The sequence below is a fragment of the Streptomyces sp. genome (assembly GCF_031178505.1).
Taxonomy (GTDB): Bacteria; Actinomycetota; Actinomycetes; order Streptomycetales; family Streptomycetaceae; genus Streptomyces; species Streptomyces gulbargensis.
The window spans coordinates 1-26,719 of the sequence record NZ_JAPSIW010000016.1; the positions used below are offsets into that span (position 1 = coordinate 1).

Annotated in this window: 27 protein-coding genes and 2 pseudogenes; 9 read left to right on the forward strand and 20 right to left on the reverse strand. The window is 71.8% G+C overall.

Annotated features, from left to right (window positions below; translation table 11 throughout):
- The 4 genes and pseudogenes from RIF68_RS03130 to RIF68_RS03145 form a co-directional block, all read right to left on the reverse strand.
- Window positions 1-282, reverse strand: a pseudogene (locus tag RIF68_RS03130) (hypothetical protein); the annotation flags it as partial.
- Entirely contained in the window at window positions 272-1,117 is an 846-nt protein-coding gene (locus RIF68_RS03135; protein WP_309049545.1) for a hypothetical protein, read from the reverse strand. The gene RIF68_RS03135 and the pseudogene RIF68_RS03130, both read right to left, overlap by 11 nt.
- 113 nt (window positions 1,118-1,230) lie before the next feature.
- A complete protein-coding gene (locus RIF68_RS03140) occupies window positions 1,231-1,539 on the reverse strand; it encodes a hypothetical protein (protein ID WP_024757447.1) in 309 nt (102 codons plus the stop codon).
- Window positions 1,540-1,800: 261 nt separating this feature from the next.
- Window positions 1,801-2,382, reverse strand: coding sequence for a TetR/AcrR family transcriptional regulator (locus RIF68_RS03145; protein ID WP_309049546.1), 582 nt, complete (start codon window positions 2,380-2,382; stop codon window positions 1,801-1,803).
- A gap of 175 nt (window positions 2,383-2,557) precedes the next feature.
- On the opposite strand from RIF68_RS03145, the gene RIF68_RS03150 reads away from it, so the two are divergent.
- From RIF68_RS03150 to RIF68_RS03160, 3 genes are all read left to right on the forward strand, one after another.
- Window positions 2,558-3,430: an NAD(P)-binding domain-containing protein gene (locus RIF68_RS03150; protein ID WP_309049547.1), complete on the forward strand. Its 873-nt coding sequence runs from the start codon at window positions 2,558-2,560 to the stop codon at window positions 3,428-3,430.
- A gap of 227 nt (window positions 3,431-3,657) precedes the next feature.
- Window positions 3,658-4,659: a bifunctional lytic transglycosylase/C40 family peptidase gene (locus RIF68_RS03155; protein ID WP_309049569.1), complete on the forward strand. Its 1,002-nt coding sequence runs from the start codon at window positions 3,658-3,660 to the stop codon at window positions 4,657-4,659.
- A gap of 222 nt (window positions 4,660-4,881) precedes the next feature.
- Window positions 4,882-5,598, forward strand: coding sequence for a phosphatase PAP2 family protein (locus tag RIF68_RS03160; RefSeq protein WP_309049548.1), 717 nt, complete (start codon window positions 4,882-4,884; stop codon window positions 5,596-5,598).
- A gap of 21 nt (window positions 5,599-5,619) precedes the next feature.
- Here the strand turns inward: RIF68_RS03160 and RIF68_RS03165 are convergent, their stop codons facing one another.
- Window positions 5,620-5,811, reverse strand: coding sequence for a hypothetical protein (locus RIF68_RS03165; protein ID WP_309049549.1), 192 nt, complete (start codon window positions 5,809-5,811; stop codon window positions 5,620-5,622).
- Between the two features lie 131 nt (window positions 5,812-5,942).
- Here RIF68_RS03165 and RIF68_RS03170 point away from each other — a divergent pair, with 131 nt between their 5' ends.
- Both RIF68_RS03170 and RIF68_RS03175 read left to right on the forward strand, forming a co-directional pair.
- Window positions 5,943-6,782 (forward strand): hypothetical protein, encoded by an 840-nt coding sequence (locus RIF68_RS03170; protein ID WP_309049550.1) that lies wholly within the window; start codon window positions 5,943-5,945, stop codon window positions 6,780-6,782.
- Between the two features lie 129 nt (window positions 6,783-6,911).
- Window positions 6,912-7,109 carry a hypothetical protein gene (locus RIF68_RS03175; RefSeq protein WP_375165183.1) on the forward strand — a complete coding sequence of 66 codons (198 nt, stop codon included), beginning with the start codon at window positions 6,912-6,914 and terminating at the stop codon, window positions 7,107-7,109.
- Between the two features lie 39 nt (window positions 7,110-7,148).
- On the opposite strand, the gene RIF68_RS03180 is transcribed toward RIF68_RS03175, so the two are convergent.
- The gene (locus tag RIF68_RS03180) at window positions 7,149-7,526 is read right to left on the reverse strand and encodes a metal-sensitive transcriptional regulator (protein WP_309049552.1); all 378 of its coding nucleotides are present in this window, start codon (window positions 7,524-7,526) and stop codon (window positions 7,149-7,151) included.
- 192 nt (window positions 7,527-7,718) lie between these two features.
- On the opposite strand from RIF68_RS03180, the gene RIF68_RS03185 reads away from it, so the two are divergent.
- A complete protein-coding gene (locus RIF68_RS03185; protein WP_309049553.1) occupies window positions 7,719-8,339 on the forward strand; it encodes a DUF47 family protein in 621 nt (206 codons plus the stop codon).
- 5 nt (window positions 8,340-8,344) lie between these two features.
- On the forward strand, window positions 8,345-9,343 hold the full coding sequence (locus RIF68_RS03190) for an anion permease (protein ID WP_309049554.1): 999 nt from the start codon (window positions 8,345-8,347) through the stop codon (window positions 9,341-9,343).
- A 504-nt stretch (window positions 9,344-9,847) separates the two neighbouring features.
- Here the strand turns inward: RIF68_RS03190 and pstB are convergent.
- The 11 genes and pseudogenes from pstB to mshD all read right to left on the reverse strand — a co-directional run bounded on the left by pstB (window position 9,848) and on the right by mshD (window position 21,273).
- Window positions 9,848-10,624 carry a phosphate ABC transporter ATP-binding protein PstB gene (pstB, locus tag RIF68_RS03195; protein ID WP_309049555.1) on the reverse strand — a complete coding sequence of 259 codons (777 nt, stop codon included), beginning with the start codon at window positions 10,622-10,624 and terminating at the stop codon, window positions 9,848-9,850.
- Between the two features lie 25 nt (window positions 10,625-10,649).
- Complete coding sequence (gene pstA, locus RIF68_RS03200) at window positions 10,650-11,723, reverse strand: phosphate ABC transporter permease PstA (RefSeq protein WP_309049556.1); 1,074 nt, start codon at window positions 11,721-11,723, stop codon at window positions 10,650-10,652.
- The gene (pstC, locus tag RIF68_RS03205) at window positions 11,720-12,694 is read right to left on the reverse strand and encodes a phosphate ABC transporter permease subunit PstC (RefSeq protein WP_309049557.1); all 975 of its coding nucleotides are present in this window, start codon (window positions 12,692-12,694) and stop codon (window positions 11,720-11,722) included. The genes pstA and pstC overlap by 4 nt, the downstream gene beginning before the upstream one ends.
- A gap of 111 nt (window positions 12,695-12,805) precedes the next feature.
- The gene (gene pstS / locus RIF68_RS03210) at window positions 12,806-13,948 is read right to left on the reverse strand and encodes a phosphate ABC transporter substrate-binding protein PstS (RefSeq protein ID WP_309049558.1); all 1,143 of its coding nucleotides are present in this window, start codon (window positions 13,946-13,948) and stop codon (window positions 12,806-12,808) included.
- Window positions 13,949-14,147: 199 nt separating this feature from the next.
- Complete coding sequence (locus tag RIF68_RS03215) at window positions 14,148-14,612, reverse strand: NUDIX hydrolase (protein ID WP_309049559.1); 465 nt, start codon at window positions 14,610-14,612, stop codon at window positions 14,148-14,150.
- A complete protein-coding gene (locus RIF68_RS03220) occupies window positions 14,609-15,595 on the reverse strand; it encodes a CHAD domain-containing protein (RefSeq protein ID WP_375165666.1) in 987 nt (328 codons plus the stop codon). The genes RIF68_RS03215 and RIF68_RS03220 overlap by 4 nt, the downstream gene beginning before the upstream one ends.
- On the reverse strand, window positions 15,582-17,825 hold the full coding sequence (locus RIF68_RS03225) for an RNA degradosome polyphosphate kinase (protein ID WP_309049560.1): 2,244 nt from the start codon (window positions 17,823-17,825) through the stop codon (window positions 15,582-15,584). Before RIF68_RS03225 ends, RIF68_RS03220 begins: the two co-directional genes overlap by 14 nt.
- A 215-nt stretch (window positions 17,826-18,040) precedes the next feature.
- Window positions 18,041-19,021 carry an ABC transporter permease gene (locus RIF68_RS03230; protein ID WP_309049561.1) on the reverse strand — a complete coding sequence of 327 codons (981 nt, stop codon included), beginning with the start codon at window positions 19,019-19,021 and terminating at the stop codon, window positions 18,041-18,043.
- The gene (locus RIF68_RS03235) at window positions 19,018-19,857 is read right to left on the reverse strand and encodes an ABC transporter ATP-binding protein (RefSeq protein WP_309049562.1); all 840 of its coding nucleotides are present in this window, start codon (window positions 19,855-19,857) and stop codon (window positions 19,018-19,020) included. The genes RIF68_RS03230 and RIF68_RS03235 overlap by 4 nt, the downstream gene beginning before the upstream one ends.
- Window positions 19,854-20,246: pseudogene (locus tag RIF68_RS03240) on the reverse strand (GntR family transcriptional regulator). Before RIF68_RS03240 ends, RIF68_RS03235 begins: the two are co-directional and overlap by 4 nt.
- Window positions 20,247-20,346: 100 nt before the next feature.
- Complete coding sequence (gene mshD / locus RIF68_RS03245) at window positions 20,347-21,273, reverse strand: mycothiol synthase (protein WP_309049563.1); 927 nt, start codon at window positions 21,271-21,273, stop codon at window positions 20,347-20,349.
- 149 nt (window positions 21,274-21,422) lie between these two features.
- Between mshD and RIF68_RS03250 the strand changes: the two genes are divergently transcribed.
- Together RIF68_RS03250 and RIF68_RS03255 are read left to right on the forward strand one after the other, a co-directional pair.
- Window positions 21,423-23,249 carry a bifunctional metallophosphatase/5'-nucleotidase gene (locus tag RIF68_RS03250; protein WP_309049564.1) on the forward strand — a complete coding sequence of 609 codons (1,827 nt, stop codon included), beginning with the start codon at window positions 21,423-21,425 and terminating at the stop codon, window positions 23,247-23,249.
- A gap of 97 nt (window positions 23,250-23,346) precedes the next feature.
- Window positions 23,347-24,201: a phosphatidylinositol-specific phospholipase C gene (locus tag RIF68_RS03255; protein ID WP_309049565.1), complete on the forward strand. Its 855-nt coding sequence runs from the start codon at window positions 23,347-23,349 to the stop codon at window positions 24,199-24,201.
- A 13-nt stretch (window positions 24,202-24,214) separates the two neighbouring features.
- On the opposite strand, the gene RIF68_RS03260 is transcribed toward RIF68_RS03255, so the two are convergent.
- The 3 genes from RIF68_RS03260 to RIF68_RS03270 all read right to left on the reverse strand — a co-directional run.
- Entirely contained in the window at window positions 24,215-25,627 is a 1,413-nt protein-coding gene (locus tag RIF68_RS03260) for a HAMP domain-containing sensor histidine kinase (RefSeq protein ID WP_309049566.1), read from the reverse strand.
- Entirely contained in the window at window positions 25,624-26,358 is a 735-nt protein-coding gene (locus tag RIF68_RS03265; protein WP_309049567.1) for a response regulator transcription factor, read from the reverse strand. The genes RIF68_RS03260 and RIF68_RS03265 overlap by 4 nt, the downstream gene beginning before the upstream one ends.
- A gap of 32 nt (window positions 26,359-26,390) precedes the next feature.
- A partial coding sequence (locus RIF68_RS03270) for a trypsin-like serine protease (RefSeq protein WP_309049568.1) occupies window positions 26,391-26,719 on the reverse strand: 329 nt, incomplete at its 5' end.

Genomic DNA, 26,719 nt, shown 5'->3' on the forward strand with positions numbered 1-26,719 from the left:
CTTCACGGCGGCGTCGGCGCAGCCGCGCGCGAGCGACGACAGCGGGTCGAGCGTGGCGGCGGGGTCGGCGGCGGGGGCGCGGGTGCCGCTGGGCTGGCCGTTTTCGCAGTAGTCGCGGGCGGGGCCGGCGATCAGCGCGCAGGGGTCTTCGGTCGCGCTGGGGGCGGTTGGGGTAGGGGTGGGGGCCGCGGTCGCGCGGGATGCCAGGGCGACCAGCGCGACCTGCGCCGTCACCAGCGCGGAAAGGACGGTGCGCCCGTAGTGGTGCGCCCTAGCGGGCATAGGTGAACCCCCCGAACTCCTGGACGGCGTCCGTGATCTCCTCGGAACCGGAGACGGGGTTGTCTCCGTTGACGGGCGTGGGACCGGTGCGCTGGGCGGTCGAGAGAACCTTCCAGTCGGTCCCGTCCCACTTGAGCTTGAAGCTGATGGTGAACCACCCGTGGGTGACGGGCTTCGTCGATGCTTCGCCGGTCAGGCCGAACATGCCGACGGACCAGACGTCGATCTCGGTGGTTGCGTCGGAGTAGCTCTTGACCTTCGTTCCGACGGGGATGGTCCGGCTGACGAACGTTGTTCCGGCCGGAGCGCTGCCGTCCTCATTGAGGCCGATCTGCTCCAGGAAGCCCTGCGAGTAGTCGGCGTCGAAGCCGGCCTGAAGCTGCTGAACCGCGCTCGCGTCGGCGACAGCGCTGACGATCTCGTGGCGCCGGCCGGTGTTGAACATGCCGTCCGACCCCAGCGCCACCGCGTAATTCGCCGCCGCGCTCTGCGCCCCCTGCTCGTCGTGCGCGAAGCCCGTCGGGACGGCGCCGTTCTTGGCGGTGACCGGGCGGACGCCCGTCGCGGACGTGGGGGCGCCGGCCTCGCCGCGGGGGGCGGCGGTGCCGGCGGTGGGGGTCGCGTCCGTGCGGTCGCCGCCGCCGCGGTTGGCGAAGGCGATGGCGGCGATGAGCAGGACCACCACGCCCACGACCGTGACGAGGGAGCGGGAGCTCCGTACGGGGCGGCGGGCGCCGCCGTAGACGTCACCGCTGTTGCCCTCGGGCAGGCGGGTACGGGTCTGGCCCGAGCCGCCCACGCCGCCGAAGCCGTCGTGCTCGTCGCCGAGGCTCATGCCGGGTACGCCCCCTCACTCGTTCGCGGGTACGACAGTGCTGCAACATGACTGGGCATCAGGGAACGCATTTCAGCAGGCCTCGGAGGACGGGATCGGGGTCCGACGGTCGGTCAGACGGCCATCCCGTACACGATGGTGAACAGCGTCCCCAGTGATCCGATGATGAAGACGCCGGTGAGGCCGGCCACGATCAGGCCCTTGCCCTGTTCCGCGCTGAACGTGTCGCGGAGCGCGGTCGCGCCGATGCGCTGCTTGGCCGCTCCCCAGATGGCGATGCCGAGGCAGAGCAGGATGGCCACGGCCATCACGACCTCGATCATCACTTTGGCTTCGTTGCCGAGGCTCCCGAAGGGTCCCCAGTTGGGGGCGATTCCACCGATGATGGTGGTGATGTCGCCCTTTTCAGCCGCCAGGTACATGTAACTCACCGCCCCTGTATGGGTAGTTAGCTGCTGCCCCTGCCGGACGGCATGGGTCATCGCCCTATCTTCGCCGATGAAACCGCCTGCGTGTGACGGCTTGGCGGCTCTCTTTACCCGATCCCCGCACATCTGACCGATCTGACCGTCTTGACCTGCGGCTGTGCGGTCGGGCTCACGCGAAGAAGCGTACGGTCACTCTGTGTATCACGGAGGGTGACTCCGGGCAATGATTGTCGTTGTTGCACTCTTGGGGCGGCGTCAGGCGTACGAGCCGACCAGGCGCGCGAGGTGACGTCCCGCCAGGAGGAGCGGGGTCTCGGTGCGGGTGATCTGGGCGGTCACCTCGGCGCCTTCGAGGGTGCTGATGACGGTGACGGCCAGGTCGCGCGCCTCGGGGGCGGGGAGGCCGCAGTCGAGGAGCTTCTCGGCGACGAGGTTCTGCCAGGAGCGGTAGGCGGTGGCGCAGGCCTGCTGGATGGGGTTCTCCTCGCCGAGGGTCTCCAGGGCGGCGGCGGTGACGGGGCAGCCCTCGGTCCAGTCGGAGGCGCGCAGCGCGCCGGCCAGGGCGCGGGCGCAGGCGTCCAGGGCGGCGGCGGGGTCGCGCTCGGCGTCGAGGGCGGAGCGCAGGAGGTCGGCGAACTCCTCGCGGCCGTGCTCCATGGCGGCCACGGCGACCGCCTCCTTGCCGCCCGGGAAGAAGTGGTAGACGGAGCCGAGGGTGGCGTCCGCCTCCTGGGCGATCTGTTTGATGCCGGTGCCGACGTAGCCCTGACGCTGGATGAGGCGTGAGGCGGCGACGACGATCCGGTCGCGCGTGCTGCTGCTGGTCCGCGTCTGCATGGGGAGAGTCTACCGGCCCATTGAGTAGAGCGCTCGTTTTAGAACCGTGCTACGGTCGGCACGAGCGCTGAGTAGAGCGTTCGTTTTAGCCCATCGCTTCACGGGCCGGGCCCTGTCCGGTGCCGTGCGTCCGTCCGCGTGTGCGCTCCGCCCACGCCCACCGAGGGGGTACCCCGTGCAGAAGAGCCTTTCCGTCACCGTCATCGGACTCGGCCCCATGGGCCGCGCCATGGCCGCCGCCTACCTCGACCGGGGGTACGCCGTGACCCTCTGGAACCGCACCGCGAGCCGCGCCGACGAGCTGGTGAGCAAGGGCGCCGTCCTCGCGGCCGGCCCGGAGGAGGCCGTCGCCGCCAACCAGGTCGTCGTCCTCAGCCTCACCGACTACGACGCCGTCCACGGCATCCTCGACACCGTCGACCCCGCCGTCCTCAAGGGCCGCGTGATCGTCAACCTCAGCTCCGACACCCCGGAGCGTGCCCGCGAGGGGGCCGCCTGGCTGGCCGAGCGCGGCGCCGTCCAGCTCACCGGTGGCGTGCTCGTGCCGCCGTCCGGCGTCGGCGACCCGGAGTCCGCCACCTTCTACAGCGGCCCCCTGGACGTCTTCGAGGCCCACCGGGAGACCCTCGCGGTCATCACCGGGAAGACCGACCACCGGGGTGAGGACCCCGGCCTCGCCGCGCTGTACTACCAGCTCAACATGGTCATGTTCTGGACGGCGCTCTCCGGCTACTGGCAGGCGCTCGCCCTCGCCGGTGCCCACGGCATCAGCGCCACCGAGCTCCTGCCCTACGCCCACGGCGCCCTCGACCTCGGCCGGTTCCTCGACTTCTACGCGCCCCGCGTGGACGCGGGCAACCACGCCGGCGACGTGGACCGCCTCACCATGGGCCTGGCCAGCGTCGAGCACGTCCTGCACACCGTCACCGACGCGGGCGTGGACGGCGCCCTGCCGGCCGCCGTCGCCGATCTGTTCCGGCGCGGGGTCGAGGCGGGCCGGGGCGGCGACAGCAGCTCCAGCCTCGTGGAGGTCCTCAAGGGGGCGTGACCCCGTCACGTGCCCCGGCCACGTGCCGCGTGACCCCGCCCCGAGCGCCCGGTGCGCCCCCGGCGCCCCGTCTCCCGCCGTGACCACCGTGTCGCGCACGGTCCCCAGGAGGCCCCTCCCCGCCTAGACTGGCGCCCCGGAACGTACTGCCGGGAGCCGAGGGGTGGTTGACGGTGCGTAGGGCGGGCAGGCCGGGCGGGGCGGGGAGGGCCGGCCGGGCATGGCTGATGGCCGGCGGGGCCTTCGGCCTGTGCCTCGGCTTCCTCCTGCTGCTCGTCGTCGGCACGTACTCCGCCGCCGCCGGACTCCTCGGCGGCGCGGGCAGCGGCAAGAACGGCACCGTGTCCCTGGCCAAGGGCGCCGTCCCCGCCCTCTACCAGGGACTCGTGCAGCGCTGGGGCAACCTCTGCCCCGCCATCAACCCGGCGCTGCTCGCCGCCCAGCTCTACCAGGAGAGCGGCTGGAACCCCCGGGCCGTCTCCCCCGCCAACGCCCGCGGCATCGCCCAGTTCATCCCCGGCACCTGGGCGAGCCACGGGATCGACGGCGACGGCGACGGCGACCGCGACATCTGGGACCCGCGGGACGCCATCCCCTCGGCCGCCTCGTACGACTGCGCGCTCGCCGGCTACGTGAAGAACGTCCCCGGCGACCCGGCGAACAACATGCTGGCCGCGTACAACGCGGGCGCCTACCGGGTCATCCAGTACCGCGGTGTGCCGCCGTACAAGGAAACCCAGAACTATGTCCGGATCATCCGCTCGCTGGAGAAGAGTTTCGCCCGCCCCGCCGGCCGCGTCTCCCCCTCCAAGCAGGCCGCCGGAGCCATCTACTACGCCCAGCAGAAGCTCGGCACCCTCTATCTGTGGGGCGGCACGGGCACGGCCGAGCAGGGCGGCCGGTTCGACTGCTCGGGCCTGACGCAGGCCGCGTACGCGAGCGTCGGCATCCACCTGCCGCGCGTCGCCAACGACCAGTACAACGCCGGCCCGCATCCCGGCCGCGACGAACTGCTCCCCGGCGACCTGGTGTTCTTCTCGGACGACCTGACCAACTCGCGGGCGATCCGGCACGTCGGCATCTACGTCGGCGGCGGCTACATGATCAACGCCCCGCGCACCGGAGCCGTGATCCGCTTCGACAGGATCGACACCCCGGACTACTTCGGCGCCACCCGCGTCACCGCGGACGGCGCCGCCGCGCTGCCCACCCATCTCCCGCAGCCGTGAACGGAACCGACGGAGTGTCGGACACCGCCCGCGGCGTACCGGACATGGCTGGAACTCTCCGTCCGAGGCGGCCCCTGAGCTGCGGCGGACCGTCACTCTTCGATAACGTCGGCATGATCCACCGGAGACAGCGGAACGTGAGCCTCAGGCGGTTCGTTCCCTGATCCGACCGCTCTGACCACGGGGGTTGGAAACCAGACACGAGAGCAAGGGGCCGCAGCAATGGCTGGACTCGCATCGGACGCTTCGAACCCCGATGTCAGCCTGCTCCACGACATCAACGGGCTGGCGAAGACCGCCCCGCCGTGGTTCGACCGGGTCATGGGCTTCGTCGGCGAGTACGGTCTCCTGCTCGGCACGGTCCTCGTCGTGCTCTGGTGCTGGTGGAGCGCCCGCCGGCGCGGCACCCCCGCCGACTCCGTCACGGCCGTGACCGGCATCGTCTGGGCCCCCCTCGCCGCCGGCATGGCGCTTCTCGTCAACGTCCCCATCCGCGACTTCGTCGAACGCCCCCGGCCGTTCAAGGACCACAAGAACCTCGAAGTCCTCGTCGAGGGCAAGACCGACTTCTCCTTCGTCAGCGACCACGCCACCCTCGCCATGGCGCTCGGCGTCGCCCTCTTCGTCGCCGACCGCCGCTTCGGCCTCGCCGCCATCGGCCTCGCCCTCGCCGAGGGTTTCGCCCGCGTCTACATGGGCGTCCACTACCCGACCGACGTCATCGGCGGTTTCGCCCTCGGTACGGCGGTGGCGCTGCTCCTCGCCCCGGTCGCGAGCGCGCTCCTGACGCCCGTCGTCTCCGCAGTGGCCCGCTCCGGCCGGGGCGCCCGCCTCGTCCGCTCCCGGCGCGCGGCGAGCCCGCACCGGGCGGAGACGGTCGGCATCCCGGAACCCCGGATCGGCGGCCCGGCCACCGGCCACAGCGACCTGGCCGCCTGACAGCCCTCGGGCACACGGGATCTAGCCGAGGGACTCCGCCGGGCCCGCCGGGCACGCGGCGCCGGCCGCCGCCGTGCGGAGGTGGTCGGCGGCGTCCGTACGGGCGCGGTCCCGGGATCGGCGCGCCGGACCCGTCCAGCCGCAGGCGCAGCGTGCCAGCGCGAACGCACCGCGCTCCGTCGTGGTCGTCTCATGCGGGGACTGCTCGTGCACCCCACCACCGTACTGCGCGTGACGGGTCGCCGGTGCCGTCGTTATGCGGATCGGGAATCCCCGGATCCACAGGCCCCGGGGAAGCGCGGGGCCCGGGCGAACAGCGGTGAGGCGTTGGGGGTTGGCAGGCGATGGTGGAGCAGCGGTACGGGCGCCCGCGCGGGCACGGGAGCGGGAGCCTCGCCGCCGCCGCGGCTCTGATCGGCTGCCTCGGCGCCACGGCGCTCACCGGGTGCGCCGCATCCGGTGACCCCAAGCCGGCGCCGGACCCGGCCCGGACCGTACGGAACGCCGCCGACGTCCTGACGAAGGCGGGCTCCGCCAAGGCCACGACCTCGATGGAGATGGCCACCGGCGGGACCCGCGTCACCATCCGCGGCGAGGGCGGCTACGACTTCCGGCGCCGCACGGGCCGGCTCCAGGTGGTGCTGCCGCACGCCGCGGTCGGGGCGAGCGAGCACCGGCCGATCACCGAACTCCTCACCCCCGGCGCGCTCTACATGAAGAACCGGGGGGCCGGCGTGCCCGCCGACAAGTGGGTGCGCGTGGACACGACCACCCTGGAGGACGGCAACCTCGTCACGGGCGGCGCCACCGACCCCGGAGCGGCGGCCGAACTGCTGCGGGGCGCCGGGGACGTCACGTACCTCGGTGAGATCGACCTCGCAGGGGTGAAAGTCGGCCACTACCGAGGCGTCGCCGACCTCGCGCGCGCCGCCCGCGCGGCCTCGCCGCAGCTGCGCGGGGCGCTGGCCGCGGCGGCGGAGGGGTTCGCCACGGACACGGTCCCCTTCGACGCGTACCTGGACGCGGAAGGGCTGCTGAGGAAGGTCCGCCACCAGTTCACCTTCAGCAACCAGGGCCGTACGGTCGCGGTCGCGTCGACCACGCTCCTGTACGGATTCGGGGCCGCCGTCGAGGTCACGCTGCCCGACCGCCGGGACATCTACGCCGGGAAGATCAAGGCCTGAACCGGCCTCGAAGGCCGGCCGCCGGGCCATGGTGCGGACCATGGGCAAATGGTCCGGACGTGTCATGCGCGCTGTGTGGTGCGCTCCCTACGCTGGGATACCGACTCCGGCAGGAAGAGGTGATGGCGTGTGGCCCCGCCCGGTACGGCGACAGCGACAGCGAACGCGACCGCATCCCCGGACCCGGAGTGCGTGGCCCTCGCCGAGATAGAACTCTGCGGCGAGCTGATGATCGCCGCCGCCACCGCTGACGGGGAGCGGCTCAGCCCCGACCGCATCGACGAGGTGTTGCGGGTCGGGGCCGAACGCGGTCCGCGCGGCCGCTGACCCGCGGCGCCACGGCGCGGGCGACCGCCGGGGTCCGTCTCAGGTCCGCAGCATCCGGGCGATCGCCTTCGTCGCCTCCTCGACCTTCTCGTCGATGCCCTCGCCGGTCGCCGCCGCGTCCGCGACGCAGTGCCGCAGGTGCTCCTCCAGGAGCTGCAGGGCGAAGGACTGGAGCGCCTTGGTGGAGGCGCTGACCTGCGTGAGTATGTCGATGCAGTAGACGTCCTCGTCCACCATCCGCTGCAGGCCCCGGATCTGCCCCTCGATGCGGCGCAGCCGCTTCAGGTGCTCGTCCTTCTGCTTGTGGTAGCCGTGGACCCCGTGCGCGTGGTCGGTCCGTGCGTGGCCGGCCGCCTCGACGGCCTGGACGGCCTCGACGGTCTCGGGGGTGACCTGGTCCGTCTCGGTGGTCGTCATCGCGTCCTCCCGCTGTCCATGAAGGGGGTGTATACCCCTCGTGGGTATATGGTACCGATCCCCGCCGATCCGGGCGGGGGCACGTGCAGATCACTGTGCCTGATGGGCGACACTGAGAGACGCCGGTTAGCCGTGGCCGGATGATGCGCCTAGCATCAGCCTGACCGAAACCCAGCACCCCGAGGACCCCACGTGCGCTTTCGTCTGACCCCCAGGGAGACGAGCTTCTACGACATGTTCGCCGCGTCCGCGGACAACATCGTCACGGGCTCGAAGCTCCTGATGGAACTGCTCGGGGCGGAGCCTTCCGCCCGGGGCGAGATCGCGGAGCGGATGCGGGCAGCGGAGCACGCCGGTGACGACGCCACCCACGCGATCTTCCACCAGCTGAACTCCTCGTTCATCACGCCGTTCGACCGCGAGGACATCTACTCGCTGGCCTCCTGCCTCGACGACATCATGGACTTCATGGAGGAGGCCGTCGACCTGGTCGTCCTCTACAACGTCGAGGAACTTCCCAAGGGCGTCGAGCAGCAGATCGAGGTCCTGGCCCGGGCGGCGGAGCTGACCGCCGAGGCCATGCCCAACCTGCGGACGATGTCCCACCTCACCGAGTACTGGATCGAGGTCAACCGGCTGGAGAACCAGGCGGACCAGATCCACCGCAAGCTGCTCGCCCACCTCTTCAACGGCAAGTACGACGCCATCGAGGTGCTGAAGCTGAAGCAGATCGTGGATGTGCTGGAGGAGGCGGCCGACGCCTTCGAGCACGTGGCGAACACGGTGGAGACCATCGCGGTCAAGGAGTCCTGAGCTTCGTGGACACCTTCGCTCTGATCGTGACCATCGGTGTCGCGCTCGGCTTCACGTATACGAACGGCTTCCACGACTCCGCCAACGCCATCGCGACCTCCGTGTCGACCCGGGCCCTGACGCCCCGGGCGGCGCTCGCGATGGCGGCGGTGATGAACCTCGTCGGCGCCTTCCTCGGGCAGGGCGTCGCCAAGACCGTCAGCGAGGGGCTGATCGCGACCCCCACCGGCGACAAGGGGATGGGCATCCTCTTCGCCGCGCTCGTCGGCGCGATCATCTGGAACCTGGTCACCTGGTACTTCGGGCTGCCGTCCTCGTCCTCCCATGCCCTGTTCGGCGGCATGGTGGGCGCGGCGCTGGCCGGCGGGACCGAGGTCATCTGGTCGGGTGTGCTCGAGAAGATCGTCATCCCGATGTTCATCTCGCCGGTCGTCGGCCTCGTGGCCGGATACCTGGTCATGTGCGCCATCATGTGGATCTTCCGCAAGGTCAACCCGCACAAGGCCAAGCGCGGCTTCCGCATCGCGCAGACCGTCTCCGCGGCCGGCATGGCCCTCGGGCACGGTCTCCAGGACGCCCAGAAGACGATGGGCATCGTCGTGATGGCCCTCGTCATCGCCGACGTCCAGCAGGCCGGTGACGAGATCCCGGTGTGGGTGAAGATCTCCTGTGCCGTGATGCTGTCGCTCGGTACGTACGCGGGTGGCTGGCGCATCATGCGGACGCTCGGCCGCAAGATCATCGAGCTGGACCCGCCGCAGGGCTTCGCGGCGGAGACGACCGGCGCGTCGATCATGTTCGGCTCGGCGTTCCTCTTCCACGCGCCGATCTCGACCACGCACGTCATCACCTCCGCGATCATGGGCGTGGGCGCGACGAAGCGGGTCAACGCGGTGCGGTGGGGTGTCGCCAAGAACATCATCCTCGGCTGGTTCATCACCATGCCGGCGGCGGGGGCGGTCGCCGCGGTGAGCTACTTCGTGGTCAGGCTGGCCTTCGGCTGACCCCGGTCGGCCACGGCGGCCGGAACGTGGTCGGGCCCGGCTCCCCTGGGGGAGCCGGGCCCTTCGTCGTACGGTGGCACCGCCATGCAGCACCGCAGACGAACTTGCCCCGCACGTGGAACCCTGGGCCGTGGGCGTGGTGGTTGCTCCCGGTGGTGGGTTCGCTCGTGGGGAAGGAGTTGCCCCGCACGTGGAACCCTGGGCCGGGGGCGTGGTGGTTGCTCCCGGTGGTGGGTTCGCTCGTGCGGAAGGAGTTGCCCCGCACGTGGAACCCTGGGCCGGGGGCGTGGTGGTTGCTCCCGGTGGTGGGTTCGCTCGTGCGGAAGGAGTTGCCCCGCACGTGGTGGCCCCGGGCCGGGGGCGTGTGGGGGGCGCCCGGTGGTGGGTTCGCTCGTGGGGGAGGTCGTGCCCCGCACGTGGTGACCCCCGGGCCGGGGGCGGTTGTGCGGAGGGGGTCCGTACGGGACGCCCCGGGACGGCGGGGCGTCCCGTACGGAGGGCGGGCTAGCCGAAGCGGCCCGAGATGTAGTCCTCGGTCGCCTGGACGCTCGGGTTGGAGAAGATGCGCTCCGTGTCGTCCAGCTCGATCAGCTTGCCGGGCTGGCCGACGGCCGCCAGGTTGAAGAAGGCCGTACGGTCCGAGACGCGCGCCGCCTGCTGCATGTTGTGCGTCACGATGACGATCGTGAAGCGCTCCTTCAGTTCGCCGATGAGGTCCTCGATGGCGAGCGTGGAGATCGGGTCGAGGGCCGAGCACGGCTCGTCCATCAGCAGGACCTCCGGCTCGACCGCGATCGCCCGCGCGATGCACAGACGCTGCTGCTGGCCGCCGGAGAGGCCGGAGCCCGGCTTGTTCAGGCGGTCCTTGACCTCGTTCCAGAGGTTCGCGCCCTTGAGGGAGCGCTCCACGATGTCGTTCAGCTCGGACTTCTTGTACGAGCCGTTGAGCCGCAGTCCCGCCGCCACGTTGTCGAAGATCGACATGGTGGGGAAGGGGTTCGGGCGCTGGAACACCATGCCGACCGTGCGGCGGACGGCCACCGGGTCGACGTGGGAGCCGTACAGGTTCTCGTCGTCCAGCATCACCTTGCCCTCGACGCGGCCGCCCGGGGTGACCTCGTGCATGCGGTTCAGGGTGCGCAGGAAGGTGGACTTGCCGCAGCCGGAGGGGCCGATGAAGGCCGTCACCGAGCGGGGCTCGACGGTCATGGAGATGTCGTCGATCGCCTTGTGGGTGCCGTAGTAGGCGGAGAGGCCGCTGACGTCGATCCGCTTGGCCATGTGAATCACTTCCAATCGACCGCGGTCAGCGGCCGGTCTTCGGGGCCTTCCAGCGGGCGATGCCGCGGGCCACCAGGTTGAGGATCATGACGAAGGCGATCAGGACGAGCGCGGCGGCCCAGGCGCGGGCCACGGCGGCGTCGGTGCCGACCGCGTACTGCTCGTAGACGTACAGCGGCAGGGAGGACTGGGCGCCTTCGAAGGGGTTCGGGTTGATGAGCTTCGTACCGAACACGAGGAGCAGGACCGGGGCCGTCTCGCCGGTGATGCGGGCGACGGCGAGCATGACGCCGGTGGTGATGCCGCCGATCGCGGTGGGCAGGACCACCTTCAGGATGGTGCGCCACTTCGGGATGCCGAGGGCGAGGGAGGCCTCGCGGAGCTCGTTCGGGACGAGCTTGAGCATCTCCTCGGTGGAGCGGACGACGACCGGCATCATCAGGATCGCGAGGGCCATCGCGCCGGCGAAACCGGAGGGGCCGAAGCCCAGCATCAGGTTCCAGGTGGCGAGGATGAAGAGGCCCGCGACGATCGACGGGATGCCCGTCATGACGTCGACGAAGAAGGTGACGGCCTGGGCCAGCTTCCCACCGCCGTACTCGACGAGGTAGACGGCGGTGAGGAGGCCGATGGGCGCGGCGATCAGGGTCGCGATGCCGACCTGCTCCACGGTGCCGAGGAGGGCGTGGTAGACGCCGCCGCCGGCCTCGGCGTCGAGGACGCCGTTCATCGAGTGGGTGAGGAAGTAGCCGTCGAGGACGGTCATGCCCTTGCTGATCGTGACCCAGGCGAGGGAGAGCAGCGGGACGACGGCGAGGACGAAGCAGACCCAGACGAGGCTGGTGGCGACGCGGTCCTTGGCCTGCCGGGAGCCCTCCACCTTGGAGGTGATCGTGTAGGTGGCGGCGACGAAGATCAGCGCCGCGATCAGACCCCACTGGATCTTGCTGTGCCAGCCGGCGCCCGCGCCGATGCCGATGCCGGCGGCGATGGAGCCGGCCGCGACCGCGGCGGGCGTCCAGCGCGGGAGGCGGGCGTGGGCGAGGGTTCCGCGGCGCGGGGTCACGGCGACCGGACGATCCTGAATGGCGTGGCTCATGCCGCTGCCCCCGAGTACTCCTTGCGTCGGCCGATGATCCACCGGGCCGCGCCGTTGACCAGCAGGGTGATGGCGAAGAGGACGAGACCGGAGGCGATCAGGGCGTCCCGGCCGAATTCGTCGGCCTCGTTGAACTTCGCGGCGATGTTCTGGGCGAAGGTGCCGCCGCCCGGGTCGAGCAGGTGGCCCGAGATGAGGAAGCTGGGGGAGAGGACGACGGCCACGGCCATGGTCTCGCCGAGCGCGCGGCCGAGGCCGAGCATGGAGGCGGAGATGATGCCGGAGCGGCCGAAGGGCAGCACCGACATGCGGATGACCTCCCAGCGCGTGGCGCCGAGGGCGAGGGCGGCCTCCTCGTGCATCTTCGGGACCTGGAGGAAGACCTCGCGGGTCACGTTGGTGATGATCGGGAGGATCATGATCGCCAGCAGGATGCCCACGGTGAAGAGGTTGCGGGCGACGCCGTCGCTGGACTTGTCGAAGATGTACGTCCAGCCCAGGTAGGTGTCGAGCCACTGGTTGAGGCCGTCGAGGTACGGCACCAGGAAGATCGCGCCCCAGAGGCCGTAGATGATGCTGGGCACGGCGGCGAGCAGGTCCACCACGTACGCGAGCGGCTTGGCCAGCTTGCGCGGCGCGTAGTGGGAGATGAACAGCGCGATGCCGATGGCGATCGGTACGGCGATGACCATCGCGACGATCGAGGAGACGACCGTGCCGAAGGCGAGGACGGCGATGCCGAAGACCGGCGGGTTCCCGGCCGGGTTCCACTCGAAGGTGGTGAAGAAGTTGGTGCTGTCCTGGGATATCGCGAGGACGGCGCGGTAGGTGAGGAAGACCGCGATCGCGGCCATGATCACGAGGAGCGTGATGCCGGAACCCCGGGAGAGGCCGCTGAAGATGCGGTCTCCGGGGCGGGCCGCGCCCTTGGGGCGCCGGCTCCTGGGGAGGTCGGGTGTGGTGGTAGCCATCGGCTTCTCCGGTCTGCGGGGCCGGTACGGGTGTACGGCTCCTGGCGGCGGTGCACCGGATGCCGGGGGCGGCCCCTCCACGGGAGGTGAGGGGCCGCCCCCGGCCGGGGATCAGGACAGGGTCGGGACGATCGCGCGGACCTTGGCCGCGATCTCGGCCGGCATGGGGGCGTAGTCGGCCTCGGCGAGGACCTTCTGGCCCTCCTCGCTGATCGCGTAGTTCAGGAAGGCCTTCAGGGTCGGCAGGGTCTCCGCCTTGTTGCCCTTGTCGCAGGCGATCTCGTAGGTGACGAGGACCAGCGGGTAGGCGCCCTCGGCCTTGGTGGCGTAGTCGAGGGAGAGCGCCACGTCGTTGCCGGTGCCCTTGACCTTGGCGGCGGCGATGGCCTTGGAGGCGTTCTCCGTGGTGGCGGCGACCGGGGCGGAGGCACCGGTGTTGATGCTGACCGTGGAGATCTTGTTGGAGGTGGCGTACGAGAGCTCGAAGTAGCCGATGGAGCCCTCGGCGTCCTTGACGGCGGTGGCGACACCGGAGGAGCCGTTGGCGGCCTGTCCACCCGGGGCGGGCCACGACTTGGACTTCGGGTCGTACTTCCAGTCTGCGGCAGCCGCGGTGGAAAGGTACTTGCCCAGGTTCTGGGTGGTGCCCGACTCGTCCGAGCGGTGGAAGGCCTGGATCGTGGTGTCGGGGAGCTTGGCGCCCGGGTTGAGCTTGGCGATCGCCGGGTCGTTCCACTTGGTGATCTTCGTGTCGAAGATCTTGGCGAGGGTGGAGGCGTCCAGGACGAGGTTGTCCACGCCCTCCAGCTTGTAGCCGATGGCGATGGGGCCGCCGACCATGGGGAGGTTGACGCCCTTGCCGCCCTTGCAGATCTTCTGCGACTCGGCGACCTCCTCCTCCTTCAGCGCGGAGTCGGAGCCGGCGAAGGCCACCTGGCCCTGGTTGAACTTGGTGATGCCGCCACCGGAGCCGATGCCCTGGTAGTTGACCTCGACGCCTTCGCACGCGGCCTGGAAGTTCTTGACCCACAGGTCCATCGCGTTCTTCTGGGCGCTGGAGCCGGCGGCGAGCAGCTGGCCCTTGGCGCCCTCGCACTTGATGTTCGAGGAGGCGGAGTTGCTGGTCTTGCCGCCATCGCCCTTGGTGGGCTCCGTGTTGTTGTCCGAACCGCACGCCGAGAGGACGAGCGCACCGGAGACGACGAGGGCACCGATCGCGGAGGCGCGAAGCCCGTTCTTGCGCGAAAGCTTCACTTTCGGGTGTTCCTTCCAGAAGCCGCCATGCCGTGGACCTGGTGTCCGGACGTCCGAGGGCGGCGCGTATCGGGGTTGTGGGTGCATCGTCGTGCTCCGAGCACCTCGTAAGGCCGAAATTAGGCAGAACAGGTGAAGCGGTCGGCGGAGGAGGGTGAACGGGAAGTGAACCGTGCCGTAAGCCCGGGTGCGGACGGCGTCACCGGTGCGCCGGCGGCACCGGCAGGGCGTCCAGGAGCGCCCGGTCCTGGGGCCGGGTGAGGCGGGCGCGGGCCTCGGCCGGCGGCAGCCAGAGCAGGGCGTCGACCTCCCGGGTGGGTGCGAAGGTGCCGCTCAGGGCGCGGGCGGCCCAGTAGTCGACCACCTTGGGGCGGCCGGACGCGGTGTAGCGGACGGTGGGGAGCCGGGCGCCCAGCGCGCAGCGGTGGCCGGTCTCCTCCAGGACCTCGCGCAGGGCGCACTCCTCGGCGGTCTCGCCCCGTTTCCGCTTCCCCTTGGGGTGGGACCAGTCGTCCCACTTGGGCCGGTGGATCACGGCCACCTCGATCCCGGCGGAGTCGCCGGGATGGCCGGAAACCGCCGGGCGCCACAGGACGCATCCGGCCGCCAAGACCGGGGCGGCGGCCCCGGTCCCGGGGCCCGACGGGGCCGTGGCGGCGTTCATGGCACCGGGGCCGTCGCGTTCCGCCAGGCCCGCTGGAAGGCGAAGCGGGCCGCCTCGACCTCGTGGCGCTGGTCGGCGTGGAGGACGCCCAGGGCGTACGCGGTCGCCGGGGCGATCCTCGGCGTCCGGGCGGCCGTGGCGGCGGCGGTCGCGGCCTCGGCGGCGTCCCTGTGCCGGTCGAGGGCCCGGGCCGCCTCGTACAGCACCGTGTCGGGTTCGCCGCCGGTGTGCAGGACCTCGGAGGCGTACCGGTGGAGGCGCAGCAGGAGCCGCGTGTGGTGCCAGGGCGCGTCCTGCGTCTCCCCGGCCGACAGGGCGAGCGCCTCGGCGTTGTACGGGTGGGCGGCCCGGGTCAGCGGGAGCGCGGCGACCGCCTCCCGCAGGCGGCGCTCGGCGACGGCGGCCGGGCCGTCCAGGACCTCGGCGGCCGGGGCGGTCCCCGCCGGGCCGAGCGGCACCTCGGAGGCGAGGAGCGCCACCGCGTCGGCGACCGCGTGGAAGCGGGAGGAGCCGAGCGCCTGGAGGGCCGCCGAGTGGGCCCGCGTACGGGCCAGGGTGAGCTGGCGTTCCAGGAGCGCGCCGGCCCGGGCGGCGCCGACGGTGAGGCCGGCGCTCCGCTCGCCCCGGGCGGCGGGGACGGGCCCACTGGCGCTCGACAGCCGGGACAGCGCGTCCACCAGGCGGACGAGCCGGGAGGTGCAGGCCTGCTCCAGGGCCAGGGTCCCGGAGAGCCAGGCCAGCTCGGCGCGGAGCTGGTCGGCCCAGACCGGGTCGAGCAGCGGCCGGAAGGTGTGCAGGGTCCCGCTGATCCGGCGCGCGGCGGCCCGCAGGGTCCGGGCGGCCTCCTCCGCCCCGGCCGTGTCGGCGCCGCTCTCGCGGTGCAGCCGCAGGCCGCGGAGGAAGTCCGCGGCCCGGGCGTGCAGGTACGGGGCCAGGACCTCGCCCGCCATGACGTCCTGGGGGTAGTGGTCAGGGTTGGACACGCCGCCGCCTCCGGGCGTCGATGAGCATCTCCTGGACGTGCCGCAGCGGCTTGCCCTCGGCGTCGGTCGCGTGGCGCGTCCAGTTGCCGTCGGGGCCGAGGTGCCAGGAGGTGGTGGTGTCGGACATCCCGGTCTCCAGGAGCCGGGTGAGGGCCGCCCGGTGGGCGGGGTCGGAGACCCGGACGAGGGCCTCTATCCGGCGGTCGAGGTTCCGGTGCATCATGTCGGCGCTGCCGAACCAGACCTCCGGTTCGCCGCCGTTGCCGAAGGCGAAGATCCGGGAGTGCTCCAGGAAGCGGCCGAGGACCGACCGGACCCGGATGTTCTCCGAGAGGCCGGGGACGCCGGGCCGTACGGCACAGATGCCGCGGACCCAGATGTCGACCGGCACCCCGGCCTGCGAGGCCCGGTAGCAGGCGTCGATGACGGCCTCGTCGACCATCGAGTTGACCTTGATCCGGACGTAGGCGGGGCGCCCGGCCCGGTGGTGGACGATCTCCTTGGTGATCCGGGAGACCAGCCCGTCGCGCAGCGACTTGGGGGCGACGAGGAGCCGGCGGTACGTCTCGCGGCGCGAGTAGCCGGAGAGCCGGTTGAACAGGTCGGACAGGTCGGCGCCCACCTGCGGGTCGGCGGTGAGCAGGCCGAGGTCCTCGTAGAGCCGGGCCGTCTTCGGGTGGTAGTTGCCGGTGCCGACGTGGGAGTAGCGGCGCAGCAGCTCGCCCTCCTGCCGTACCACAAGGGACAGCTTGCAGTGGGTCTTGAGGCCGACGAGGCCGTAGACGACGTGGCAGCCGGCCTCCTCCAGCTTCCGCGCCCACTTGATGTTGGCCTGCTCGTCGAAGCGGGCCTTGATCTCGACCAGGACGAGGACCTGCTTGCCCGATTCGGCCGCGTCGATCAGCGCGTCCACGATCGGCGAGTCGCCCGAGGTCCGGTAGAGCGTCTGCTTGATCGCGAGGACGTCCGGATCGGCCGCCGCCTGCTCCAGGAAGGCCTGCACGGACGTCGAGAAGGAGTCGTACGGGTGGTGCAGCAGCACGTCCCGCTCGCGCAGCGCGGCGAAGACGTCCGGCGCGGACGCCGACTCCACCTCGGAGAGGTCCCGGTGGGTGCCGGCGACGAACGTCGGGTACTTCAGCTCGGGCCGGTCCTGCCCGGCGATGCCGAAGAGACCGGTGAGGTCGAGCGGGCCCGGCAGCGGGTACACCTCGGCGTCGGACACCTTGAGCTCGCGGACCAGCAGATCGAGCACGTACGGGTCGATCGACTCCTCGACCTCCAGGCGGACCGGCGGGCCGAAGCGGCGCCGCATGAGCTCCTTCTCCAGCGCCTGGAGCAGGTTCTCGGCGTCGTCCTCCTCGACCTCCAGGTCCTCGTTCCTGGTCACCCGGAACATGTGGTGCGCGAGCACCTCCATGCCGGGGAACAGCTCCTCCAGGTGCGCCGCGATGACGTCCTCCAGCGGGACGTACCGCTGCGGGGAGGCCTCCAGGAAGCGGGAGAGCAGCGGCGGCACCTTCACGCGCGCGAAGTGGCGGTGGCCGCTGACCGGGTTGCGGACGACCACGGCGAGGTTGAGCGAGAGACCCGAGATGTACGGGAAGGGGTGGGCCGGGTCGACGGCGAGCGGGGTGAGGACGGGGAAGATCTGCTGCCGGAAGAGGGTGAAGAGGCGGGCCTGCTCCTTCTCCGTCAGCTCGGGCCAGCGGATCAGGTGGATGCCCTCGTCGGCCAGGGCGGGCGCGACGTCCTGCTGGAAGCAGGCGGCGTGCCGGGCCATGAGCTCGCGCGAGCGGGTCCAGATGAGGTCGAGGACCTCGCGGGGCTGGAGGCCCGAGGCGGAGCGCGTGGCCACGCCGGTGGCGATGCGGCGCTTGAGGCCGGCCACGCGGACCATGAAGAACTCGTCGAGGTTCGAGGCGAAGATCGCGAGGAAGTTGGCCCGCTCCAGGAGGGGCGTGCCGGGGTCCTCGGCGAGTTCGAGGACGCGCTCGTTGAAGGCGAGCCAGCTGCGTTCACGGTCGAGGAAGCGCCCCGGGGGCAGCTCGTCGTGACCGTCGCCGTCCCCCTCGTACGCGTCGGGATCGGAGTCCAGACCGGAACTGATGCCCCCTACGCCGTTCGGGTGAACGACCTGGGGCCGGTGCGCGGCGATGGAGCCGACGGACGGCTGCGCGGACGGGGTGGCGGAGGACTGGACCGGGACCTCGGCGGGCTGCTGGCTCATGGCCCCATTCTTCCGCGCGAACGGGTGGTCGGGCGCGTCGGAGCGGGCCGTGGTGGAGGGAAGTCTCCCCTTGGGGAGGGCCCTGGCGGGCACGGGCACGGAGCGCTTCATTGCGTGAGCGTCGCAAGCGCGTCTGAACGGTCGGTAACGGGGACGTGGCGTGACGGAATCGGGGGCGGGGCCGCGCGAGTGCCCGGCCCCGCCCCCGGAAGCCCCTACGGGTGGCGGGTGCGCAGCACGCGGAAGGCGGCGAAGAGGGCGAGCGCGGCGAGGGCGAGGAGGATGCCGGACTCGATGAACTGGGCGGGCCAGAAGTGGGACTGGGGGTGGTAGTCGACGTACTGGGCGGTGATGTCGTTGCGGGTGAGGCACTGCTCGTGCGCCGTGATCCACAGGTCGTGGTCCGCGTCCACGCCGGGGGCGGCGTTGGCCTCCTGCCAGCAGATCTCCCGGTCGAAGCGGGCGCCGGTGGAGGTGAGCAGCCCCGTGTCCATGAGCAGCCCGTTGTCCCGGGGCATCAGCATGTCCCCGTTCGGGCCGGTGATCGTCCGCACCGGCAGGAGCGACCAGCGGAGGGATCCGAGCACGAGCAGCACCACGCCCAGGACCGTGCCGGTGGCCGCCATGGCCAGGAGGGTGCGGCGGACCAGCAGTCCGAGGAGGGCGCCGGCGGCGACGGCGGCGAGGAGCTGGGCGAAGAGGACCAGGCCGGTCACCTCGTACGGGCCGAGGTCGAAGTCCCGGTGCCGGGTGTCGGTGAGGTGGCCCTGGGCCAGCCGGTACAGGACGGTCAGGGCGAGGGCCGTGACGAGGGCCGCGACGGTCACGGTGAGGAGCTTGGCGCGGAGCCAGGCGGCGGGGCCGACCGACTGGGTGAGCGACAGCTTGTACGTCCCCGACTCGTACGCGCGGGCGACGAGCGGGCCCGCGACGAAGGCGCCGAGGAGGACCGGCAGGAGGAGCATGCCGTCGGCCACCCCGCCCACGGCGGAGCTCAGCAGGTCCCGGCCGGTGTCGGTCCGGGCGGGCAGGGTCTGGCCGCCCTGGGTGTACGTGTCGGGCACCCGGGCGTCCCAGATCCACAGCGCCCCGATCACCGCCCCGGCCAGCACCACCACCGCGCCCGCCGTCCAGAGCGCCCGCCGGTGCAGCCGTACCGTCACCCATGTCGTGCCCTTCAGGGCGAGGCCGCTCATGCGGAGGCTCCTTCGGTGGTGCGGAGGTGGGCGAGGAGGAGGTCCTCCAGGGAGGGTTCCCAGGTCTCCCAGGGGCCTTCGACGGGGCCCTCGTGGCGGACGAGCGCCGTGAGCTGACGGCCCGTGGTGCGGGACTCGACCACCGTGTGCGGAGCGAGGTCGGCGACGGGGCCGGTGAGCAGGGTGTGGGCGGCGAGGAGGTCGTCGACCGGGCCGTCGAGGCGGATGCGTCCGCCGGCGAGGAGCAGGAGGTGGTCGCAGGCGCCCTCCAGCTCGGTGAGGATGTGCGAGGACATGACGACGGTGGTGCCGTGTTCGGCCGCGTCGGCCATGAGCAGGCCCATCAGCTGGTGGCGGGCGAGCGGGTCGAGGTCGGCCATCGGCTCGTCCAGGAGCAGCAGTTCGGGCCGCTTGCCGAGGGCGAGCGCGAGGGCGACGCGGGTGCGCTCGCCGCCGGAGAGGTTCCGTACGAGGGAGCGCGGGTCGAGCGCGTCGGCCAGGACCCGGAGGGCGGCGGCCTCGTCCCAGCGGCCCGGGTTGAGTTCGCGGCCCATGCGCAGGGTGTCCGCGACGCTGAGCCGGGGGTGGAGCGGCTTGTCCTGGGCGACGTACCCGATCCGTTCCCGCTCCGGGGCGGTGACGTGGCCCTCGGTGGGGCGAAGGAGCCCGGCCGCGAGGGCGAGGAGGGTGGACTTGCCGGCGCCGTTGGGGCCGACGAGGGCGCAGATCCGGCCGGCGGGGAGGCTGAAGTCGCACTCCCGCAGGGCCCAGCGGCCCCGTCGTCCTCCGTGGCGCAGGCCCAGGAGCCCGGCCGCCAGAGCGGCGTCTCGTGTCATCGGTCGTCGTCCCCCTCGAAGTGTTCCTTCAGTACGGCGGTGAAGAGGGCGGCCACGTCCTCGCGGTCCAGTCCGGCGGCGCGGGCGCGGCGCGCCCAGTCGGCGAGCTCGCCGCGCAGGGGCGAGTCGGCGGGGGCGGCGGTGCCGAGCGTGGCGCGGACGAAGGTGCCGAGCCCGCGGCGGGCTTCGACGAGGCCCTCGCGTTCGAGTTCCCGGTAGGCCTTGAGGACCGTGTTGGGGTTGATCGCCGTGGCTTCGACGACCTCGCGTGCGGTGGGCAGCCGGTCGCCGGGCTCCAGGAGGCCCATGCGGAGGGCCTGTTTCGTCTACTGGACGATCTGGAGGTAGGTGGCGACGCCACTGCGCCGGTCGATGCGGTACTCGACCACGTTCCTTTCACCACCCTTTCACTAATCAAGTAGTGAAGGGGTGGTGGAAAGAAGGGGGCGGTGTCAACCGCCCCGCACTTCCGGAAGTTGGCCCGCGCCGCTACGACTCCGCGCGGTACATCAGGTCCACCTCGTGCGTGGTGAAGCCCATCCCCTCGTAGACCCGTACCGCCGCCGTGTTGTCGGCGTCCACGTACAGCATCGCCGTCGGCAGCGTCTGCGCCGCCAGGTGGCGCAGGCCGATCGCCGTCAGGGCCTTGCCGAGGCCGCCGCCCTGGGCCTCCGGCAGGATGCCGACCACGTACACCTCGCCGAGCTGCTCCTCGGCGTGCGTCTTCGTCCAGTGGAAGCCGACGATCCGGCCGTCGCGCTCGGCGAGGAAGAAGCCCTTGGGGTCGAACCACGGCTCCGCCATGCGGTCGTCCAGGTCCCGCTGGGTGAGCGAGCCCTGCTCCGGGTGGTGCGCGAAGGCCGCCGCGTTGACCGCGAGCCAGGCGGCGTCGTCCTGGCCGGGGACGAAGGTGCGGACGGTGACGCCCTCGGGCAGCACCGGCTCCGGGAGGTCCAGCGGGCTCAGCGGACGGCGCAGCTGCCGCAGCTCGCGGAAGAGGGTCAGGCCGAGGACCTGGGCGAGGTGGCGGGCCGCCGACCTGCCGCCGTGCGCCCAGACGCGCAGCCGCTTGCCGGAGGCGGCGAGCAGGGCGGTGCCGAGGGCCCGGCCGTGGCCGCGTCCGCGGTGCGCCGGGTGGACGAGCAGCTCGGCGGCCGGGGCCTCGACCGGGTCGGTCTCCTCCAGCTGGGCGTAGCCGTACAGCGCGGGGCCCACCGTCAGGAGGAAGTGGCGGACGCCCTCGCGCCGGCCGTTGCGCAGGTAGAGCCGCCCCTGCTCGGAGACGGCGTGCACGCCGTCGGCGCGGTCCGCGGCCTCGAGCAGGTCCAGTACGTCCTGGACCTGCTCGGGCGAGAGCTCGTCATACGTGTGGATCTGCCGTCCCGGTTCGAGGGCCGGCGCCGCGTCGGAAGTCATGGGACGAGCCTACGGCGACACTTCGTCAGCCAAGGGCAACTGTCTTGTAACCGGCCGACCCCTGTTGCGCTACGCGCGTTGACCTTAGGCTGCGTGCGCAGACGGGGGACGATCAGGGCCGCGTACCGGGGCAAAGGGACCAGGGAGAGATGGGAACGACACCGAGGAAGAACAAGGCGGGGCGGCGCATTCTCGCCGTCGGCGCGGGGCTCGCGACCGCCGGGGCGCTCGTCGCCGCGCTGCCCGCCGGGGCCTCGCAGGACGCCGCGGAGACCGCCGCGTCCGGCACCAACGGCAAGGGCTGGGGGCGGATGGTCGACGTCCAGCTCCTCTCCTTCAACGACCTCCACGGCAACCTGGAGCCGCCGGCCGGCTCCTCCGGCCAGGTCAGCCACACCCACCCGGACGGCCGGGTCGAGAAGATCGACGCGGGCGGCGTCGAGTACCTGGCGACGCACCTGCGCCAGGCCCGTCAGGGGAATCGTTACTCCATCACGGCGGCGGCCGGTGACCTCATCGGCGGCTCCCCGCTGCTGTCCGGCCTCTTCCACGACGAGCCGACGATCCACGCCCTGAACGGCCTGGACCTCGACGTCACCTCGGTCGGCAACCACGAGTTCGACGAGGGCGCGCGCGAGCTGGCCCGCATGCAGAACGGCGGCTGCCACCCGACGGCCGGCTGTTTCGTGAAGGGCGAGAAGTTCGAGGGCGCCGACTTCCCGTACCTCGCGGCCAACGTGACGGACGAGAAGACCGGCAAGCCGCTGCTCGACCCGACCTTCGTCTGGGAGAAGGACGGCGTCCGCATCGGCTTCATCGGCGTGACCCTGGAGGGCACCCCGAACATCGTCACCGCCGAGGGCGTCAAGGGCCTGAAGTTCGGCGACGAGGTCGAGACGATCAACAAGTACGCCAAGCTCCTGGAGCGCAAGGGCGTCAAGTCCATCGTCGCCCTGGTCCACGAGGGCGGCGCGCCGGTCTCGTCCTCGTACAACTACGACTGCGACAGCCCCGGCCCGGGCGACGGCATCTCCGGTCCGATCACCGAGATCGCCAAGAACGTCTCGCCGCAGGTGGACGCGCTGGTCACCGGCCACACGCACCAGGCGTACGTGTGCACGGTGCCCGACCCGGCCGGCAAGCCGCGCCTGGTCACCTCGGCGTCCGCGTTCGGCAAGCTGTACACCGACACGACGCTGACCTACGACCGCCGCACCAAGGACATCGTGCGCACGGCCGTCGACTCGGCCAACCGCGTCGTCACGCGCGACGTGCCGAAGGCCGCGGACATGACCGGCCTGATCCAGGACTGGCAGGCGCTCGCCGCCCCGGTCGCCAACCGCCCGCAGGGCTGGATCGCCGCCGACATCAACGGGCGCGGCTCCACGGCGTACGAGAAGCCGCTCGGCGACCTGATCGCGGACGCGCAGCTGGAGGGCCTGGCCCCGGCGGACAAGGGCGGCGCGCAGCTGGCCCTGATGAACCCGGGCGGCATACGCGCGGACCTGGTGTACAAGGCCTCGGGCTCCGAGGGCGACGGCGTGGTGACGTACGGCGAGTCCTTCACCGTGCAGCCCTTCACCAACATGATGAACGTGGTCGACCTGAGTGGCGCGAACCTCATTCAGGCGCTGAAGCAGCAGGTCAGCGGCTCGAACCTGAACTCGGTGAAGATCCTCCAGGTCTCGAAGGGCCTCACCTACACGCTGGACATGACGAAGACGGGCGCGGATCGCGTCGTCGACGGCACGATCAGGCTGAACGGTGAGCCGATCGACCCGGCGAAGACCTACCGGGTCGCGATGAACGAGTTCCTCGCGGGTGGCGGCGACGGCTTCCCGGCGCTGGCGACCGGCACGAACAAGCTGGTCGGCGCCTCGGACCTGGACGTGTTCAACGCCTACCTGGCGGCGCACTCCTCGGCCGCGAACCCGCTGCCGGTTCCGGCGGCGGACCGCATCACGGTGATCAAGTAGGACGCGGGGCGGCTCCCCCGCACGCTCTCGGGCGTGCGGGGGAGCCGCCCTTTCCCGCACCCTGGCGCCGTTGTCGTGCACCTGTCATAGTGCGCCCATGGAGCGACGACGCTTTCTCGTGGGAGCGGTGGGGGCCGGGGCCGCGCTGCTCGTCGGGGCACCTCCCGCATCGGCCGTGGACGTACGGGCGTGGATGGCCGCGCACGGGGACGGGACGCCGCTCCAGCGGCTCACCATCCCCGGCACGCACGACTCCGGGGCCCGCTTCGGCGGCCCGTGGAGCGAGTGCCAGAACACCACCATCGCCCAGCAGCTGGACAGCGGCATCCGGTTCCTGGACATCAGGTGCCGGGTGACCGGAGGGTCCTTCGCCATCCACCACGGCGCCTCCTACCAGAACATGATGTTCGGCGACGTCCTGATCGCCTGCCGGGACTTCCTCGCCGCGCACCCCACCGAGACCGTCCTCATGCGGGTCAGGCAGGAGTACTCCGAGGAGTCCGACGCGGCCTTCCGCGCCGTCTTCGACGACTACCTCGACCGGCGCGGCTGGCGCCCGCTCTTCCGGATCGCCGACCGGCTCCCGCTCCTCGGCGAGGCCCGCGGGCGCGTCGTCCTCCTCGCCGACAACGCCGGCCTGCCGGGCCTGCGCTGGGCCGACCCCGCCGTCTTCGCGGTCCAGGACGACTGGAACGCCCTCCCCGACGCCAAGTACCCGAAGATCGAGACCCACTTCCGCGCCGCCTACCAGCAGCCGGGGAAGCTGTACGTCAACTTCGTCAGCACCGCCGCCTACCTCCCGCCCCGCTGGAACGCCGACCGGCTCAACCCCCGCGTCCACTCCTGGCTCGACGGCACGGAGGCGGCCGGGAAGACCGGCCTGGGCATCGTGCCGATGGACTACCCGAACACCCGCTCGGGCCTCGTCGAGGCCCTCCTCCGCCACAACTGACGCGACGGCCCCCTCAGGGTGCCGTCTCCGGCGGCGGGGTCGGGGCGCCCGGGAGGCGGACGGTGACGCGGGTGCCGCCGCCCTCCGCGGCGGCGAGCGCGACCGTGCCGCCGGCCTGCTGGACCGTACGGGCCACGATCGACAGACCCAGGCCCGATCCCGGCAGGCTGCGGGCCGACGGCGAGCGCCAGAAGCGGTCGAAGACGTGCGGCAGTTCGTCGGGCGCGATGCCCGGACCGTGGTCCCGGACCGTCAGCTCGCCCCGCATCAGGGTCACCTCGACCGTGCCGCGCGGGGGCGAGAACTTCACCGCGTTGTCCAGCACGTTGACCAGGGCCCGTTCGAGAGCGGCCGGTTCCGCCCGGACGTACCAGGGCGCCAGGTCCGTCCTGAAGGTGAGCTCCGGGCCGCGCAGCCGGGCCCGGTCCAGGGCCGAGCGGAGGATCGTGTGGAACGGCACCACCTCCAGCGGCCCGGGCCGCGCCGTGTCCGGGCGGGCCAGCTCCTGGAGGTCGCCGATCAGCGACGCCAGCTCCGTCATCTGCGCCTTCACCGAGGCCATCAGGGCCCGCCGGTCCTCCGCCGGGATCGCCCGTCCGGTCTCCTCGCTGCGCGCCAGCAGCTCCACGTTGGTCCGCAGCGAGGTCAGCGGCGTCCGCAGCTCGTGCCCCGCGTCCGCGATCAGCCGCGCCTGCCGGTCCCGGGAGGTCGCGAGCGCCGCCGTCATCGCGTTGAACGACCGCGACAGCCGGGCGATCTCGTCCTCGCCCTCCACCGGGATCCGCACCGTCAGGTCCTCGGTCGCCGCCACGTGCTCCACCGCCCCGGTCAGCCGGTCCACCGGCTCCAGGCCGGTGCGCGCCACCCACAGCCCGGCCGCGCCCGCGCCGACGACGCCGATCCCCGAGACCAGCAGCAGTACCCAGCGCAGGGTGGACATGGAGTTGTCGATCTCGGAGAGCGAGCGGGCGAGGGAGACCGCGATCCCGGGCGGACCTGCCTGCGGATAGGTCGAGACCCGCATCTCGCGTCCGTCCGCGTCCGTCACCGTGTGGAGCACGTACGCCAGTTCACCCCGCGCGACCCGGAGGTCGTCGCTCCCGACCGGCAGCGGCGCCTGCCCCGAGGTGCACACGGCACCGTTCGCGAGGACCACCTGCACGGTGTACGGCTCCACGGTGGCCGCCGGCCCGCGGCCCTGCCGGCAGTCCGAGAGGAGCTCCGTCACCGCCCCGGTGTCCAGCCGTACGTTGCGCAGCGAGGCGTCCAGCTCCGCCTCCAGCTGGGCCCGCGTCACGAACCAGCAGGCCGCCGAGACCGCGGCCACCGCCACCGCCACCGCGAAGGCGGTGAGCAGCGCGAGCCGTGAACGCAGCGGCCGCGACCGGAACCAGGCGAGGGGACCGCGCGCGTCCCGTCCCTTCACTCCGCGCCCCCTCCGCGCAGCACGTACCCGACGCCCCGCACGGTGTGGACCAGGCGCGGCTCCCCGCCCGCCTCCGTCTTGCGCCGCAGGTACATCACGTACACGTCGAGCGAGTTCGAGCTCGGCTCGAAGTCGAAGCCCCACACCGCCTTCAGGATCTGCTCGCGGGTCAGCACCTGGCGCGGGTGGGTCAGGAACATCTCCAGGAGGGTGAACTCGGTACGGGTCAGCTCCACCGGCCGCCCGCCCCGGGTCACCTCCCGCGTCACCGGGTCCATGCGCAGGTCCTCGAAGGCGAGGACCCCGTCCCCGGCCGGCGCGGCGGCGGGCGCGGCGTACGCGCTGCGCCGCAGCAGCGCCCGGATGCGGGCGAACAGCTCGTCCAGTTCGAACGGCTTCACCAGGTAGTCGTCGGCGCCCGCGTCGAGCCCGGTGACCCGGTCGCCGACCGTGTCCCGGGCCGTCAGCATCAGGATCGGCACGGTCGAGCCGGAGGCCCGGATCCGCCGGGCCGCGGTGAGCCCGTCCATGCGGGGCATCTGCACGTCCAGGACGACGAGATCGGGGGCGTACGACTCCATGGCGGCGAGCGCGTCGAGCCCGTCGGCGGCCTCCCGCGTCGCGTACCCCTCGAAGGCGAGGCTGCGGCGCAGGGCCTCCCGTACGGCCGGCTCGTCGTCGACGACGAGGATGCGCTCGGCTTCGTTCTGCTGTCCCGTCTGTGCCGTCATGGCCCAAGACTCGCACGCGTCCGGTGTGCCGTTCAGCTGTCGCCGCCCGCACGCAGACTCGGCAGGTCGGCCTTGACGGTGTCGACGGGGATGGCGAATCCGAGGCCGACGCTTCCGGCCGCGGAACCGTTCGCGGAACTCGGCGCGTACATGGCCGAATTGATTCCGATGATCTCACCGTTCATATTGATCAGCGCGCCGCCGGAATTCCCCGGATTCAGGGAGGCGTCGGTCTGGATCGCCTTGTACGTGGTCTTCGAGGAGCCGGTGTCACCGTTGAACCGCTGTCCGCCGAATTCGAACGGCCAGCCCTGGCGCGGATCCCACTGCTGCCCCCGGCCCTGACCCTGGTCCTGGTCCT

Excerpts from the sequence above, each read along its gene's own strand:
- pstA (WP_309049556.1), bottom strand. The coding sequence starts at position 11,723 with ATGAGCCACGCCATTCAGGATCGTCCGGTCGCCGTGACCCCGCGCCGC.
- RIF68_RS03155 (WP_309049569.1), top strand. The coding sequence starts at position 3,658 with ATGGCCGGCGGGGCCTTCGGCCTGTGCCTCGGCTTCCTCCTGCTGCTC.
- RIF68_RS03160 (WP_309049548.1), top strand. The coding sequence starts at position 4,882 with ATGGCTGGACTCGCATCGGACGCTTCGAACCCCGATGTCAGCCTGCTC.
- pstB (WP_309049555.1), bottom strand. The coding sequence starts at position 10,624 with ATGGCCAAGCGGATCGACGTCAGCGGCCTCTCCGCCTACTACGGCACC.
- RIF68_RS03235 (WP_309049562.1), bottom strand. The coding sequence starts at position 19,857 with ATGACACGAGACGCCGCTCTGGCGGCCGGGCTCCTGGGCCTGCGCCAC.
- RIF68_RS03145 (WP_309049546.1), bottom strand. The coding sequence starts at position 2,382 with ATGCAGACGCGGACCAGCAGCAGCACGCGCGACCGGATCGTCGTCGCC.
- RIF68_RS03250 (WP_309049564.1), top strand. The coding sequence starts at position 21,423 with ATGGGAACGACACCGAGGAAGAACAAGGCGGGGCGGCGCATTCTCGCC.
- RIF68_RS03255 (WP_309049565.1), top strand. The coding sequence starts at position 23,347 with ATGGAGCGACGACGCTTTCTCGTGGGAGCGGTGGGGGCCGGGGCCGCG.
- RIF68_RS03265 (WP_309049567.1), bottom strand. The coding sequence starts at position 26,358 with ATGACGGCACAGACGGGACAGCAGAACGAAGCCGAGCGCATCCTCGTC.
- RIF68_RS03140 (WP_024757447.1), bottom strand. The coding sequence starts at position 1,539 with ATGTACCTGGCGGCTGAAAAGGGCGACATCACCACCATCATCGGTGGA.
- RIF68_RS03170 (WP_309049550.1), top strand. The coding sequence starts at position 5,943 with ATGGTGGAGCAGCGGTACGGGCGCCCGCGCGGGCACGGGAGCGGGAGC.
- RIF68_RS03135 (WP_309049545.1), bottom strand. The coding sequence starts at position 1,117 with ATGAGCCTCGGCGACGAGCACGACGGCTTCGGCGGCGTGGGCGGCTCG.
- mshD (WP_309049563.1), bottom strand. The coding sequence starts at position 21,273 with ATGACTTCCGACGCGGCGCCGGCCCTCGAACCGGGACGGCAGATCCAC.
- RIF68_RS03230 (WP_309049561.1), bottom strand. The coding sequence starts at position 19,021 with ATGAGCGGCCTCGCCCTGAAGGGCACGACATGGGTGACGGTACGGCTG.
- RIF68_RS03225 (WP_309049560.1), bottom strand. The coding sequence starts at position 17,825 with ATGAGCCAGCAGCCCGCCGAGGTCCCGGTCCAGTCCTCCGCCACCCCG.
- RIF68_RS03180 (WP_309049552.1), bottom strand. The coding sequence starts at position 7,526 with ATGACGACCACCGAGACGGACCAGGTCACCCCCGAGACCGTCGAGGCC.
- pstC (WP_309049557.1), bottom strand. The coding sequence starts at position 12,694 with ATGGCTACCACCACACCCGACCTCCCCAGGAGCCGGCGCCCCAAGGGC.
- RIF68_RS03215 (WP_309049559.1), bottom strand. The coding sequence starts at position 14,612 with ATGAACGCCGCCACGGCCCCGTCGGGCCCCGGGACCGGGGCCGCCGCC.